Origin of the sequence: Streptomyces sp. TLI_55 (genome assembly GCF_900206255.1) — a bacterium.
GTDB classification, from domain to species: Bacteria; Actinomycetota; Actinomycetes; order Streptomycetales; family Streptomycetaceae; genus Streptomyces; species Streptomyces aquilus.
On the sequence record NZ_OAOJ01000001.1, the window covers coordinates 8,191,761 to 8,205,766 of the forward strand.

Genomic DNA, 14,006 nt, shown 5'->3' on the forward strand with positions numbered 1-14,006 from the left:
CTCCTCGTAGGGCGCTTTGTGCCCCGTCATGAGAGTCCGATGCACCTACGGCCGGAAAAGTTCGCGCTTTCAGCCCTTGACCCGCACCGAGTCGAGGACGTCCCTCGCCGCCGAACTGTCGCCGTCCGTCCTGATCTGCACGTACACCTGCGGCCGCCCGCCCCGGTCCGGGGGCGTGAGCCCGGCCTCGACGACCGAGCCGCCGCCGGGGCAGTCGCTCCAGCTGCGGACCCTGCCGTGCCCCACGGTCAGGGTGCGGTCGCGGGCGCCGTCGTAGTGGCACCCGGGATGGGCGAGGCGGTTCACCACGGCCGTGACGTCACCGTGTTCCAGCACCCCGACGAAGACGCCGTTGACGCCCGCGCCGAGGTCCGGCCACTGCGCCAGGTCGTCGGCGACGGCGAACCCCGGCTCGTGCCCGGCGCGCAGACCGAGGACGGCCGGGTCCCAGCCGGCGTCGCGCACCTGACCGGCCCAGGCCGCGGGCACGTCGGCCGACACCCGCCCTGTCACGTCCACGATCCGCCGGTCGGTGGGCGCGGAACCGTGCGGCCACAGTGCGAAGGTCGCGCCGATCAGGGCCGCCGTCACCGCCGGCCCGGCGAGGAAGGCGGGCCGGCGTCGGGGCCGCCGGTCCGCCGCGAGCCGTTCCAGCTCCGCCGCGAACGTCCGCGCGTCGGGCCAGCGCCGCGCACGGTCCGGGCGCAGGGCGCGCAGCAGTGCCCGGCGGACCCCGGGGTCCAGGCCCGGGCGCAGCAGGTCGGGGCGTACGACCTTGCCGGGTGCGGCCGGTACGACCCCGGTGATCAGGTGGTAGCCGACCGCGCCCAGGCTGTAGACGTCGGCCCGCGCGTCGATGCCGGTGCCCGGCTCTGCCTGCTCGGGCGGCCGGTACCCCGCCGAACCGGCGGCCAGCGTCAGGCCGGACGCCTCGGCCAGGATCTTGGCCAGCCCGAGGTCGGCCAGCAGCACCTGCCGGGCGCCGACATCGCCGGAGGTGCCCGTGCGCAGCAGCAGGTTGGACGGCTTGATGTCCCGGTGCACGATCCCCGCCTCGTGCAGTGCGGCGGCCCCGAGCGCCGCCGACGCCGTCAGCCGCAGCGCCTCGTCGACGGGGAGCGGGCCGTCGTCGAGCAGGTCGGCGAGGGTGCCGCCGTCGGCGTACTCCATCACGAAGTACGGTCTGCCGTCCGGGAGTTCACCGATGTCGTGGACCTGCACCACGCGCCGCGACGCGGCCCGGCGCAGCAACCGTGCCTCGGCCAGGAAGCGTTCGCGGACGTCGAGCCGGTGCGACCAGTTGTCGGCGAGCACCTTCACGGCCACCGGCGCGTCGAGCGTGTCGTCGTACGCGAGCCACACCGTCCCGAACGCGCCCGTCCCCAGGCGCCGTTGGACCCGGTAGCGGCCGATCCGCTCGACGGAGTGCATACGACTATCATGCCTGCCGCACCGACCACACCGACGGGAGCAGCCGTGCCGGACCAGCCTCCGATCGAGGACCTCGCCCGGCGCGCCTCCGCCGGTGACCTGGCCGCTCTCGACGCCCTGCTCGCGGCGGTCCGCCCCGAGGTCGTCCGGCGCTGTGGCCGGTTCCTGCCCTGCCGGGAGGACGCGGAGGAGGCCGCGCAGGACGTGCTGCTCCAAGTCGCCCGGAAGATCGGCACGTTCGAGGGCCGCAGCCGTTTCAGCACCTGGCTCTACACCGTGGTGGCCAACTGCTGCCGGCAGAAGTACCGCGAACTCAAGCGACGCTCCGCCGAGCAGCCGGCCCCGACGGTCGACGACCACCGCGCCGACCCGCGCACCACCAGCGTCATCGCCGGTTCGCGGATCGACCTGCTGGAGGCGCTGGACCGGCTGGAGCGCGAACACCCGCTGCTGGTCGCGCCGTTGGTGTACCGGGACATCTGCCGACTGGAGTACGCGGAGGCGGCCGAACGGGCCGGCGTCCCGCTGGGCACCTTCAAGTCCCGCCTGCACGAGGCCCGCCGCCAGGTCAGACCGTGGCTGGCCGAGGCACCGTGACTGCTCACTCCTCGTCGATCAGGTCGATCTCCGCCCAGATCGTCTTGCCGTCGGTGGTGTGCCGACTGCCCCAGCGCTGGGTGAGCTGGGCGACCAGCAGCAGACCGCGACCGCCCTCGTCCCAGGTCTTGGCGCGGCGCAGATGCGGGGCCGTGTGGCTGGTGTCGGACACCTCGCAGATCAGCGTGGTCGCGTCGTGGATCAGGCGCAGCCGGATGGGCTGGGCGCCGTACCGGATGGCGTTGGTGACGAGTTCGCTGACCACCAGTTCCGCGGTGAACGACGCCTCCGACATGCCCCAGGTGCCGAGCTGGTCGACGACCTGCTTGCGGATCGGGGCGACGAGCGAAGGGTCGGCGGGGATGTGCCAGGTCGCCACCTGGGACGACGGCAGCCCCCGGGTGCGGGCCAGCAGCAGGGCCACGTCGTCGGTGGAGCCGCCGGCCGGCAGCAGGGCGTGCAGGACCCGGTCGCAGGTCTCGTCCAGCGAGTCGGAGAACACGGCCAGCGACCGGCTCAGCAGCTCGTGCCCGGCGTCGATGTCGCGCTCCGGGGACTCGACCAGCCCGTCCGTGTAGAACGCCAGCACGGTGCCCTCGCGCAGCTCCAGCTCGGCCGACTCGAAGGGCAGCCCGCCCACGCCCAGCGGCGGCCCGGACGGCAGGTCGAGCTGCTCGGGCGCGCCGCCGGGCGGGATCAGTATCGGCGCGGGATGCCCGGCCCGAGCCAGCGTGCAGCGCCGTGACACCGGGTCGTAGACCGCGTACACACAGGTCGCCCCGACCTCGCCCGGACTGCCCTCGGCACCGGCCTCCGCGGACAGCCGTACGACGAGGTCGTCGAGGTGGGTGAGGAGCTCGTCCGGGGCCAGGTCGATGTCGGCGAGGGTGCGCACGGCGGTGCGCAGCCGGCCCATGGTGGCCGAGGCCTGGATGCCGTGGCCGACCACGTCCCCGACGACCATCGCGACCCGCATCCCGGACAGCGGGATCACGTCGAACCAGTCGCCGCCCACGCCCGCCCGCGCGGCCGGCAGATACCGCGAGGCCGCCGCCACGGCCGCGGTGCGCGGCAGCGAGCGGGGCAGCAGGCTGCGCTGGAGCGCGAGCGCGGTCTCCCGCTCGCGGGAGAACCGGCGGGCGTTGTCGATGCAGACGGCCGCGCGGGCCGTGACCTCCTCGGCCAGCAGCACGTCGTCCGGCGTGAACGGATCGGGCCGCCGGAACCGGGTCAGCACCGCGACCCCGAGGGTCAGACCGCGGGCCTGGATCGGCACCGACATCGTGGAGTGGATGCCGAACTGCCGGACGGCCTCGCCGCGCGCCTGGTTCCAGGCCAGCCACTCGTCCAGCTGCCCGGAGGCCACGGTGGCGGCGATCGTCCGGCCCGCCACCAGGGAGTCGGCCTGCGGCGAGGAGGCGGGGTACATCTCGACCTGGCCCGGCTTGGCCACCGCCTCCGGGGTGCCCGGGTTGACCGACTGGTGGGCGGCCCGGCGCAGCACGATCGGGGCGGTGACCGGCGGGAGCGGATCGCCGTTCTCCTGCGGGTCCAGCAGGTCGACGCTGACGAAGTCGGCGAGCGCGGGCACGCAGACGTCGGCGAGCTCCTGGGCCGTCCGGGTGACGTCGAGGGTGGTGCCGATGCGGACACTCGCTTCGTTGACCAGTTGCAGCCGCTCGCGGGCGAGGTAGTTCTCGGTGAAGTCGTGCGCCGCGAGGCAGACGCCCCGCACCCGTCCCTCGCGGTCGGTGACGGGGGCCATCCGGGCCAGCCAGGCGTGTGCCAGCGCCTCGCCGCCGGTGCGCATGTAGGTCTGGACGTCCTCGGCCCGGCCGGAGGTGAGTACCCGTAGCAGATGCCCCTCCAGCTCCGCGCTCTGCGGCTTGCCGCCGATCTCCGACAGCCTGAGGCCGCGGATGCGCTCCTCCGGGAGCCCTATCACCTCGGCCATGGCGTCGTTGAGATGGCTGAGCCGCAGCCGGTCGTCGTAGACCGCCACGGCGCACGGCGACTGCACGAGCGCCGCGGTGGCCAGGGGGTCGTCGGCGGAGCGGGGGCCGTCGCCCTCCAGCGGGGTGACGACGAGCCAGTGGCCCGGCGTGCTGTTGTCGGAGGGGCGGTGGTGCGCGAGCAGCCACACGGGCACGGTGCCGCCGTCGCGGTGGCGCAGCGTGACCATGCCGTCCCAACGCGGGCCGGCCGGGGCGAAGGGCGCCGCCGTGCCGTCGTCGACCAGAAGGTGCTCGGCGGGGCGGCCCACGACGTCGGCGGCCGGGTGCCCGAGCAGCCGCTCCGCGCCGCCGTTCCACTCCACGACTCTGCCCCGTTCGTCGATGACAGCCCGAGCCGTCGCGGCATCGTCGAACGGGTAGTCCGGGCTCATCGTCCCCACTCCATTGCGGACACTCACAGTGAACAAGGGCGTCACTTGCGTTCCAGCCTAGTGCGTCGGGCCCCGGCGCGGACGGGAACCCCCTCAGCCGCCTGATGCGAGGACGGCCCGGGGTCAAGGAGGAATCCAGCCGATGTGACGGGTGGGGCCATCCGACCAACCAGTCCCGTCCGGACCGTTGACGAGGTGTCATGCCTGCAACAAGCATGGCCTCCGACCGCCTCTTGGGAGCGCTCCCATTCTGCGAGCGCCGCCCGTAGCTCACCGAGGAGCCCGGACGTGAAAAGACGCAACACCACCCTGCTGTCCCTGACGGCGCTGCTGGGAGCGGTGCTTGTCGCCGCGCCGTCCTCGCCGGCCACCGCCGACGAGGTCGAGCAGCTCAAGAACGGCACCTTCGACACCACCACCGAGCCCTGGTGGGCGACCAGCAACGTCACCGCGGGCCTGTCCGGCGGGCAGCTGTGCGCGGACGTGCCGGGCGGCACCACCAACCGCTGGGACGCCGCCGTCGGCCAGAACGACGTCACGCTGGTCAAGGGGGAGACGTACAAGTTCGCCTTCACCGCGAACGGTTCGCCCGACGGGCATGTCGTGCGCGCGATCGTGGGGCTCCAAGTGGCGCCGTACGACACCTATTTCGAGGTCAGCCCGCAGCTGAGCGTCTCCGGCAACGCGTACTCGTACACCTTCACCTCGCCCGTGGACGCCACCCAGGCGCAGGTCGGTTTCCAGCTCGGCGGCAGCGCGGACGCCTGGAAGTTCTGCATGGACGACGTGTCCCTGCTCGGCGGGGTGCCGCCGGAGGTGTACGAGCCCGACACCGGGCCGCGCGTGCGCGTGAACCAGGTCGCCTATCTGCCCTCCGGCCCGAAGAACGCCACGCTCGTCACGGACGCGACGGGCAAGCTGCCCTGGCAGCTGAAGAACGCCTCCGGGACCGTCGTGGCCAAGGGCTCGACCACGCCGCGGGGCCTCGACGCGTCCTCCGGGCAGAACGTCCACTCGATCGACTTCGGGTCGTACCGGACGGCGGGCACCGGCTACACGCTGGTCGCCGACGGCGAGACCAGCCGCCCCTTCGACATCGGCACCGACGCCTACCGGCGACTCCGCCTGGACGCCCTGAAGTACTACTACACCCAGCGCAGCGGCATCCCGATCCGCGACGACCTGCGCCCCGGCTACGGCCGCGCCGCCGGCCATGTCGACGTGGCGCCCAACCAGGGCGACTCCGCCGTCCCCTGCCAGCCCGGCGTCTGCGACTACAAGCTCGACGTGACCGGCGGCTGGTACGACGCCGGCGACCACGGCAAGTACGTCGTCAACGGCGGCATCTCCACCTGGGAGCTGCTGAGCACCTACGAGCGTGCCCTGCACGCCCGCACCGGACGCCCCGGCAAGCTCGGCGACGGCACCCTCGCCATCCCGGAGAGCGGCAACAAGGTGCCGGACATCCTCGACGAGAGCCGCTGGGAGCTGGAGTTCCTGCTGAGGATGCAGGTGCCCGCGGGGCAGCCGCTGGCCGGGATGGCCCACCACAAGATCCACGACGAGGCGTGGACCGGCCTGCCGCTGCTGCCGAGCGAGGACCCGCAGAAGCGTGAACTGCACCCGCCGACCACCGAGGCGACCCTGAACCTCGCCGCCACGGCGGCGCAGGCGGCCCGCCTCTACAAGCCTTACGACAAGGCGTTCGCGGCGAAGACCCTCGCGGCCGCCCGCACGGCCTGGACCGCGGCGCTCGCGCACCCCGCCCTGCACGCCGACCCGAACGACGCCATCGGCGGCGGCGCCTACGCCGACACCGACGCCAGTGACGAGTTCTACTGGGCGGCGGCCGAGCTGTACCTCACCACCGGCGAGAAGCAGTTCGCGGACTACGTCCTCAACTCGCCCGTCCACACCGCCGACATCTTCGGCCCGCTCGGCTACGACTGGGCCCGCACGGCCGCCGCGGCCCGCCTCGACCTCGCGACCGTGCCGAGCAAGCTGCCCGGCCGCGACAAGGTCCGCCAGTCGGTCGTCAAGGGCGCCGACCGCTACCTCACCACGCTGAAGTCACAGCCGTACGGCATGCCGTACGCGCCCACCGACAACCTCTACGACTGGGGCTCCAACCACCAGATCCTGCACAACGGCATCGTCATCGCCACCGCGTACGACATCACGGGCGGCTCGAAGTACCGGGACGGCGCCCTCGAGAGCGTCGACTACCTCTTCGGCCGCAACGCGCTGAACATGTCGTACGTGACCGGCTACGGCGAGGTGAACTCTCACAACCAGCACAGCCGTTGGTACGCCCACCAGCTCGACCCCAACCTCCCGAACCCACCCAAGGGCACCCTCGCCGGCGGCCCGAACTCGGGCATCCAGGACCCCTACGCACAGAGCAAACTCCAGGGCTGCGTAGGCCAGTTCTGCTACATCGACGACATCCAGTCCTGGTCGACCAACGAGCACACCATCAACTGGAACTCCGCCCTGGCCCGGATGGCCTCCTTCGTGGCGGACCAGACGTAGGAGGAAAACGGTTAGCGGGGGGCTCCATGCGGTCATGGAGCCCCCCGCTCATCGCTGCTCCCGCTCGACGTGCCCGAGCTTGTCGGGGTTGGCGACGATGTAGATGTCGGACACCTGGTCGCCCTCGGGCGTGAGGTCCATGACCATCACCGCGTACGGCGCCCCGCCCTCGAACAGCACGGCCGCCGCGTCGCCGTTGGCCTGCCCGTAGCGCACTTCCAGGCCGAGCGAGGCACCGCGCGAGCGGAACCCGTCGATGAGGCGCGCGACCTTGTCCCGGCCGCGCACCGGGCGCGACCCCGCCCCCCGGCGGTTGCCGCCACCGTCCGTCCACACCGTCACGTCCGGCGCGAGGATCTCCATCAGCGCGCCGATGTCCCCGCCGAGCGCGGCCGCCACGAACCGCTCGGTCGCCTCCCGCCGCACCCGCGGATGCGCCTCGTACAGCGGCCGCCGCGCCTGCACATGGTCCCGGGCCCGGTGCGCCACCTGCCGTACCGCCGCCGGGGTGCGGTCGAGGATCTCCGCGATCTCGGTGTGCGGGTACCCGAACACCTCGTGCAGCACGAACACCGCGCGTTCCAGCGGGGTCAGGGACTCCAGGACCACCAGCAGCGCCAGGGAGACCGACTCCGCGCGCACCGCGGTGTCGTCGGCGGAGTCGTCCGCGACCAGCGGCTCGGGCAGCCACGGGCCGACGTACGTCTCGCGCCGCCGGTTGATCGCGGCACGGCGGCCGAGGGCGTGGTTCACGGCGATACGGACGAGATAGGCGCGCGGGTTGGCGATCCCGTCCAGGGGCGAGTCGGTGATCCGGCGCCGGGCCGTCCAGGACAGCCAGGTCTCCTGCAGGACGTCCTCGGTGTCGGCGACGCTGCCCAGCATGTTGTAGACGATGCCGAACAGCAGCTCACGATGGCCGACGAAGACCTCCGTCGCCTCGTCGGCCTCGGGAAAACGAATCTTGGACATGCGTGGCCCTCCCGGTACGCGCTCACTACTGCGAGGGCTTCCGGAGGCGCGAATGTGACATCGGACGGCCTGAATGTGACGTGTGCCTCACCGGGAGGGTGCCGTGTCACACCGCCGCGACACCCCGGCCTCTTGACCGCGAGTCCGCATCCGTGGGCACTGAGGAGGACCCGTGGCCATCGACTTCACCGCCATGTACGCGTCCCACGACGCCTTCCGCCGCGATCTGGCCCGGCTGGCCGACGCCGTCGCCGAAGGGCGGGCCGGCACCCCCGCGGTCCGGGCCGGCTGGCAGAACTTCCAGCACCAGCTGCACGTCCACCACACCGCCGAGGACGCCGGGCTGTGGCCGCGCGTCAGGGAACGGGTCGCCGGACGGCCGCGCGAGCTCGCGCTGCTCGACGCGATGGAGGACGAGCACTCCCGCATCGACCCCCTGCTGTCCGCCGTCGACACCGCGCTGGCCGACGGCGCACCCGAACTCGGCGATCTGGTCCGGGCGTTGACCGCCACCCTCGACGACCATCTCAAGCACGAGGAGGACGAGGCCCTGCCCCTGATCCAGGACGTCCTGACGGACGCCGACTGGGGCGCCTTCATCGGCCGCATCCGTGAGACCCAAGGCGTGCGCGGGGCCGCGGTGTTCGTGCCGTGGGTCGTCGACGGCGCCCCGCCCGCCGAGCGCGCCAGGTTCCTCGGCAGCATGCCGCCGCCCGTCCGCGTCCTCAACCGGCTGTTCTGGCAGGGCGGTTACCGGCGCAAGGGGTGGTGGGCGCGTGCCTAGACGGCGTCGTGGAAGACCAGGCCCAGGGTGTGCCGGTGACCCGAGCGGACCGTGCTCACCCCGTGCCGCATCGCACCGGCGGACCAGCCGCGGCGGGTGCGCACCGGATGGTCCCGGGTGGTGAAGACCAGGCCGTGACCCTGCCGCAGCACGGTCGACATGCCCCGGGACTGCGCCCTGGGCCGCTGCTCCACCATCAGGAACTCGCCGCCCGTGTAGTCCGTGCCGTACACATCGAGTCCGACGACGACCTGGAGCGGGAAGACCAGCTCGCCGAACACGTCCCGGTGCAGGGCGTTCCAGTCGCCCGCCCCGTATCGCAGCAGGATCTGCGCCGACCGGTCCTGTCCGGCCGCGTGGCAGCGCTCCAGCCACTCCGCGAGGGAGTCGGGCCAGGGCGCCGGACGGCCGAGGAGGGCCGCCCAGTCGCGGGCGATCGGCAGCAGGCGCGGGTAGAGCGCGGCCCGCAGCGCGGCCACCGGGGCGGGCAGGTCGTGTGTGAAGTACCGGTACTCGCCGGAGCCGAAGCGGTGCCGGGCCAGGTCGACGGTCGTGCGGAACAGTTCAGGCTTCTCGTACAGGGCCGTCAGGTCACGGCACTCGGCGGGCGTCAGCAACGGCCCCGTGGGCGCGCTGCCGTACTCGTCCAGCTCCGTGGCGAGCGCGTCCCAGTCGGTCCCGGCGACCCGCTGGCGGGCCTGGTTCAGGGTGAGGGTCATGAGGGTCCTCCCGTCAGACGAGCGTCGGTTGCAGCGCGCCCTCGTGCGTGAGCAGCCGCACCTTGCGCTCCACGCCGCCCGCGTACCCGCGCATCGAGCCGTCGGCGCCGATCACCCGGTGGCAGGGCCGCACGATCAGCAGGGGGTTGGCGCCGAGCGCCGCGCCCACGGCCGGGGTGTCGGCCCGCGCCACACCGAGCCGCGCGCCGAGCGCGCCGTACGTCGTCGTGGTGCCGTACGGGATCGCGTCGACCGCCTGCCACACGCGCCGCTGGAAGTCCGTGCCGTGGGCGGCGCACCGCAGGTCGAAACGGGTGAGCCGGCCCGCGAAGTACGCGGTGAGCTGGGCGGTGGCCTCGCTGAAGGCGTCGTCGTCGCGCCGCCAGTCGGCGCGGACGGCCGGTGCGGTGCGCTGCCCCGGCATCGACAGCGAGGTGAGGACCCCTGCCCGGCCCACGAGGAGCAGCTCGCCGAGAGGGCTCTCGAACGTCGTGAAGGTCGTGCTGAAGGTCGTCGTGTCCGTGTCCGTGTCCATGGCTACGAGTCTGCTGCGCCGGGCGGCCCGTCACCGGCGGGATTCGGACGTCGTGCTGAGCGCCCGAGGTACCGTCGACAATGGCTTTGACCTGGGGGTATTTACGGGTAAGTACCCCAGCGGTACCGTTGGGGCATGCCAGCTCTCAACGTGGAGTTCAGTGATCGTGAACTAGAGGACCTGCGGCAGATCGCCAAGGAGCGCGGTACGTCGATGAAGGCCCTCGTCCGGGAGGCGGCCGCCGCCGACATCGCGCGGCACCGCGCCCTGAAGGAGGGCGCCGAGGCGTTCCGGCGCTTCTTCGCGACCCACGCCGACGAGTTCGCGGCCGCCTTTCCCGACGACGAACCCGCCGGACACGGCGAGCGGCGGGCCGGCTGACCGATGGCCTCCGTCGTCCACATCGACGTCCCCTGGCTGCTCCAGCGTCATGAAGAGGTCCTGCCGGACCAGCCCACGATCAACGACTTCTCGGCGTTGGTGGCCGCCGTCGCCCGGCACCGCGTCGACCCGCCGAGGCTCGGCGTGGACTCCGACCCCGCCTGGCGGGCCGCCGCGCTGCTGCACACCCTCGCCCTGCTCAAGCCGCTGCCCGCGGCCAACGCCCGTTTCGCCTGCGCGACGGCGGTGGCGTACATGTTCGTCAGCGGCGTCGGCATCGACCCGCCCTACGGCGCCCTGGTCGACCTCGCCCGCGATCTGATCTCCGGCAAGACCGACGTGTACGGCGCCGCGGACCGACTGCGCTCCTGGCAGATCTGAGACGCACCGGCCGGCCTGGCCGACCCCGGTCTGCCCTCGGGGCCGCCGACCGAGGGCGGGAGGATCGGGGTCGGCGGCCGGTTGCGCACAGGAGAGCCGCCGTCCTGTGCGTGGCCTCCGAGGGGCCGATACCAGTGCACTACGGGGTGGTGCGCGCCGGGAGCGTGCGCGATGCCCCGGCGCGTGCGCGTGTTTCACACGGGGCGTGTGGAATAGCGAAAGCCCGGCGGGGAGAGCTGCTCCGGCCCTGTTTCTGACTATCTTTCAATGATGCTGATGTTGCTCAAGTGCCTTGTTGGTCATGACCCCGCTGTGCAAGGGTGAACTACCCGTGCGGGGGGTATGGGCCGGGTCTTCATTCGTCCCGTGGGGAACCGGGCCGGACGAGCCGCCGTGAATTCACGCTCCTCGCGCATCACCGGAGAGGACGCATCCGTCCCCGCTCCTTTTCGGCGAGTTGAAGCACAGAACCACATGCGCGTGGGAAGGAACCCGCTCAGTGCCCACCCCCCACCCCCCTCGCCCTCCGTACCCGCCCCCCAGCGGGGTTCCGGGGGAATCCGACGACGACCTCGCCGCCCATCTCCGCGGCCGTCCGGACGGCGAAGCGGCCCAGTCCGCCGCGCTTTTGATGGCGCGTCACTGGCAGCCGGTCCACGAGTACGCCGTCATCTGCCTGGCCGCCCGCTCGGAGGTGGCCTCCATGGTCACCGCGGCCGCCTTCCACCAAGTCCTCGACCGGGTCGCCCTCGGCGAGCCCGCCACCGCGCTGCGCCCCCGCCTCCTCGTACGCGCGCGGGACACCGTCCGCGAGTGGTCGGCCGAGGACCGAATATCCGGTGTTCTTCCGGACCTCGCGAAACCCGCCGGCGGTCGCGGTATGCGGGCGGCGAAGTCCATGACGCCCGAAAACCGCAAACTCGCCGAGCGGTCATTCCTCGGGTTGCCCGGACTCGCCCGCTGTCTGCTCTGGCACACCGAGGTCGAGGCCGAGCCGATAGCCGTCCCCGCCGCCCTGCTCGGTATGGACACCGTCAGCGCCTCGGCCGCTCTCGAACAAGCGCGTGACAAATTCCGCGAGGGTTGTGTACATGCCCATCTGGAACTCGCGCCGACCAAGGATTGCCGGTTCTACAACCGTCTCCTCGACGTCCCGATTCGCCGCGGCGGAGCACTGTTGCCGGATGTCCAGCAGCATCTGGACGAGTGCTCCTACTGCCGATTCGCCGCCGAACAACTCAGCCATTTCGAGGGCGGGTTGGGCATGCTGCTCGCCGAAGCCGTGCTCGGCTGGGGAGCCCGCCGCTATCTCGACTCCCGGCGCGGGCAAGGCGCGCCGGACTCCCGCGCGCAGAGCGGCGGCCGGCACGGCGGCGGACGCCGACGGCTGCTGTCCCGCATCCCCACGCCCGGCCGCCGTCCCCCCGAGGCTTCCCGCCCCTCCCGGGTGCTGCTCACCGGGGTGGGCCTCGCCTCCGCCGGGCTGATCGCCAGTGTGCTCGCCGCGAGCCTGTGGTCGGACGACGGCGGCGCCGACCCGGCCGCCTCCACCAGCGCCACCGGCAGCGAGTCGGCTCCGGACGGCGTCTCCGCGTCCCCGCCGGGCACCGCCCAACTCCCCCTCGCGCCCAGCAGATCCAGGCTGCGCAACGTCGGCTCCGACCTCTGCCTCGACATCCGGGGCGCGGTGCGGAAGGGTGCCGCGACCGAGCTGGCGGCGTGCTCGGACGACGACACCCAGAAATGGACGTACGACGAGGACGACGGGCTGCTGCGCAGTGCCGCCGACCCCGACCTGTGCCTCGACTCGCACGCCGACGCCGGCGTGGTCATCCTCGGCACCTGCGCCGACGACAAGGGCAAGCGGGCGGCCGACGTGCGCTACGACATCACCGTGCAGGGCGAGTTGCTCACCCGCTGGGACGACCAGCTCGCCGTCACCTCCACCAGCGGGGAGCCGGGCGCCGACATCGTCGTCAAGGTCCGTGACGGCTCCGACCAGCAGCGCTGGGTGACGGACTCCGTGTCACCCGGCACCGGCGCGCTGTCGGTCCCCGACTCCGATGCCCCGTCCGTGCGCGCCGTCGACCTCAGTGAGCAGGGGTGGGCCCGCTGACTATGTCCCGGGGCGGATCGCCCGCCAGATAGCCGGCCACGTTCTGGACGGCGGCCAGGGCGATCCGCACCAGCGTCTCGCGGGTGACGCCCCCGACGTGCGGCGACAGCACCACGTTCGGGGCGCGCAGCAACCGCAGAGCCGGGGTGGGCGGTTCGGGGTCGAAGACGTCGAGGCCCGCCCCGGCCAGGGCGCCCTTCTCCAGGGCGTCGGCGAGGGCGTCCTGGTCGATCAGGGCGCCCCGCGCGGTGTTGACGACGAACGCGGTCGGCTTGAGCAGCGCGAGCCGCGGGGCGTCGAGGAGATGGCGGGTGTCGTCGGTCAGGGGCGCGTGCAGCGAGACGTAGTCGGAGACACGCAGCAGTTCGTCGAGCGGCACATGCCGGGCACCGCCCAGCCGCGCCTCCGTCTCCTGCGGCACCCGGCGCCGTCCCGCGTAGACGACGTGCATGTCGAACGCGACCGCGCGCCGGGCGACTTCGCGACCGATCTGCCCCAGGCCGACGATGCCCAGCGTCTTGCCCGACAGCTCGGTCAGGGACCGCTGGAGGCGGGGGAGCGCCCAGTCGGCCTCGACGAGGGCGTTGTGGGCCGGGACCAGCTGCTTGGCCAGCGCGAGCATCAGGGCGAAGGTCTGCTCGGCCACGTTCTGCGCCTCGGCGCCGCTGGAGCCTATGGTGCAGACCGGCACGGCGAGGTCCCGGGCGGCCTCGACATCGACGTAGTCGAAGCCGTGGCTCGCACACTGCACCAGCCGCAACTCGGGTGCGGCGGCGAGGTGTTCGGCGGTCACCGGCGCGAGGGCCGTGATGACGACGTGCGCCGCGCGCAGGGCTCCGGGGTTCTCGTCGGCCCGCTCGACGACGGTGACCTCGGCGTCGCCGGGAAAGAGCGCGGCGAGCCCGGCCCCGGCGGTCCGGCCGCCGACATGCGGGGCGATGACGGCGAGGACGTTCTTCGGAGCGGTCACGGCGGGCCCTTGGACCTCAGGAACGGCCACGGCGGGTTCTTCGGATTCGGGGGCGGCCATGGCGGGGCCTTGGGTCTCGGGGCCGGTCGCTGCGGGTCCTTCGGCTTCGGGGGCGGTCATGCCGAGCCCTTCGGTCCCGGGGACGGCCACGGCGGGTTCTTCGGCTTCGGGGCCGGTCATGGCGGGGCCTTGGGTCTCGGGG

The 14,006-nt window shown here is 72.7% G+C and carries 12 protein-coding genes; 6 read left to right on the forward strand and 6 right to left on the reverse strand.

Annotated elements, in window-relative coordinates:
• Nucleotides 1-69 precede the first annotated feature (69 nt).
• Complete coding sequence (locus CRP56_RS37555; RefSeq protein WP_097271776.1) at nt 70-1,431, reverse strand: serine/threonine-protein kinase; 1,362 nt, start codon at nt 1,429-1,431, stop codon at nt 70-72.
• Between the two features lie 9 nt (nt 1,432-1,440).
• Here CRP56_RS37555 and CRP56_RS37560 point away from each other — a divergent pair, with 9 nt between their 5' ends.
• Nucleotides 1,441-2,028: an RNA polymerase sigma factor gene (locus CRP56_RS37560; protein WP_179851213.1), complete on the forward strand. Its 588-nt coding sequence runs from the start codon at nt 1,441-1,443 to the stop codon at nt 2,026-2,028.
• Nucleotides 2,029-2,032: 4 nt separating this feature from the next.
• Here the strand turns inward: CRP56_RS37560 and CRP56_RS37565 are convergent, their stop codons facing one another.
• Entirely contained in the window at nt 2,033-4,414 is a 2,382-nt protein-coding gene (locus CRP56_RS37565; RefSeq protein WP_097271780.1) for a SpoIIE family protein phosphatase, read from the reverse strand.
• A gap of 288 nt (nt 4,415-4,702) precedes the next feature.
• Here CRP56_RS37565 and CRP56_RS37570 point away from each other — a divergent pair, with 288 nt between their 5' ends.
• Complete coding sequence (locus CRP56_RS37570) at nt 4,703-6,946, forward strand: glycoside hydrolase family 9 protein (protein ID WP_097271783.1); 2,244 nt, start codon at nt 4,703-4,705, stop codon at nt 6,944-6,946.
• Nucleotides 6,947-6,994: 48 nt separating this feature from the next.
• Here the strand turns inward: CRP56_RS37570 and sigJ are convergent, their stop codons facing one another.
• On the reverse strand, nt 6,995-7,918 hold the full coding sequence (gene sigJ, locus CRP56_RS37575) for an RNA polymerase sigma factor SigJ (protein WP_097271785.1): 924 nt from the start codon (nt 7,916-7,918) through the stop codon (nt 6,995-6,997).
• Between the two features lie 172 nt (nt 7,919-8,090).
• Between sigJ and CRP56_RS37580 the strand changes: the two genes are divergently transcribed.
• Entirely contained in the window at nt 8,091-8,702 is a 612-nt protein-coding gene (locus tag CRP56_RS37580; RefSeq protein ID WP_257041507.1) for a hemerythrin domain-containing protein, read from the forward strand.
• On the opposite strand, the gene CRP56_RS37585 is transcribed toward CRP56_RS37580, so the two are convergent.
• Entirely contained in the window at nt 8,699-9,421 is a 723-nt protein-coding gene (locus CRP56_RS37585; RefSeq protein WP_097271787.1) for a 2OG-Fe(II) oxygenase, read from the reverse strand. The genes CRP56_RS37580 and CRP56_RS37585 overlap by 4 nt on opposite strands.
• A 13-nt stretch (nt 9,422-9,434) precedes the next feature.
• Nucleotides 9,435-9,956 (reverse strand): methylated-DNA--[protein]-cysteine S-methyltransferase, encoded by a 522-nt coding sequence (locus CRP56_RS37590; protein ID WP_097271789.1) that lies wholly within the window; start codon nt 9,954-9,956, stop codon nt 9,435-9,437.
• 135 nt (nt 9,957-10,091) lie between these two features.
• Between CRP56_RS37590 and CRP56_RS37595 the strand changes: the two genes are divergently transcribed.
• From CRP56_RS37595 to CRP56_RS37605, 3 genes are all read left to right on the forward strand, one after another.
• Entirely contained in the window at nt 10,092-10,337 is a 246-nt protein-coding gene (locus CRP56_RS37595; protein ID WP_097271791.1) for a hypothetical protein, read from the forward strand.
• A gap of 3 nt (nt 10,338-10,340) precedes the next feature.
• Nucleotides 10,341-10,718: a hypothetical protein gene (locus tag CRP56_RS37600; RefSeq protein ID WP_059194623.1), complete on the forward strand. Its 378-nt coding sequence runs from the start codon at nt 10,341-10,343 to the stop codon at nt 10,716-10,718.
• Nucleotides 10,719-11,217: 499 nt separating this feature from the next.
• Entirely contained in the window at nt 11,218-12,834 is a 1,617-nt protein-coding gene (locus CRP56_RS37605) for an RICIN domain-containing protein (protein ID WP_097271793.1), read from the forward strand.
• Here the strand turns inward: CRP56_RS37605 and CRP56_RS37610 are convergent.
• Nucleotides 12,809-13,804 (reverse strand): 2-hydroxyacid dehydrogenase, encoded by a 996-nt coding sequence (locus CRP56_RS37610; protein WP_097274833.1) that lies wholly within the window; start codon nt 13,802-13,804, stop codon nt 12,809-12,811. The genes CRP56_RS37605 and CRP56_RS37610 overlap by 26 nt on opposite strands.
• Nucleotides 13,805-14,006 lie beyond the last annotated feature (202 nt).

Bases quoted from the DNA above. Each gene is read 5' to 3' on its own strand.
- CRP56_RS37600 (WP_059194623.1), top strand. From the start codon at position 10,341: ATGGCCTCCGTCGTCCACATCGACGTCCCCTGGCTGCTCCAGCGTCAT.
- CRP56_RS37555 (WP_097271776.1), bottom strand. From the start codon at position 1,431: ATGCACTCCGTCGAGCGGATCGGCCGCTACCGGGTCCAACGGCGCCTG.
- CRP56_RS37595 (WP_097271791.1), top strand. From the start codon at position 10,092: ATGCCAGCTCTCAACGTGGAGTTCAGTGATCGTGAACTAGAGGACCTG.
- CRP56_RS37585 (WP_097271787.1), bottom strand. From the start codon at position 9,421: ATGACCCTCACCCTGAACCAGGCCCGCCAGCGGGTCGCCGGGACCGAC.
- sigJ (WP_097271785.1), bottom strand. From the start codon at position 7,918: ATGTCCAAGATTCGTTTTCCCGAGGCCGACGAGGCGACGGAGGTCTTC.
- CRP56_RS37565 (WP_097271780.1), bottom strand. From the start codon at position 4,414: ATGAGCCCGGACTACCCGTTCGACGATGCCGCGACGGCTCGGGCTGTC.
- CRP56_RS37590 (WP_097271789.1), bottom strand. From the start codon at position 9,956: ATGGACACGGACACGGACACGACGACCTTCAGCACGACCTTCACGACG.
- CRP56_RS37560 (WP_179851213.1), top strand. From the start codon at position 1,441: ATGCCTGCCGCACCGACCACACCGACGGGAGCAGCCGTGCCGGACCAG.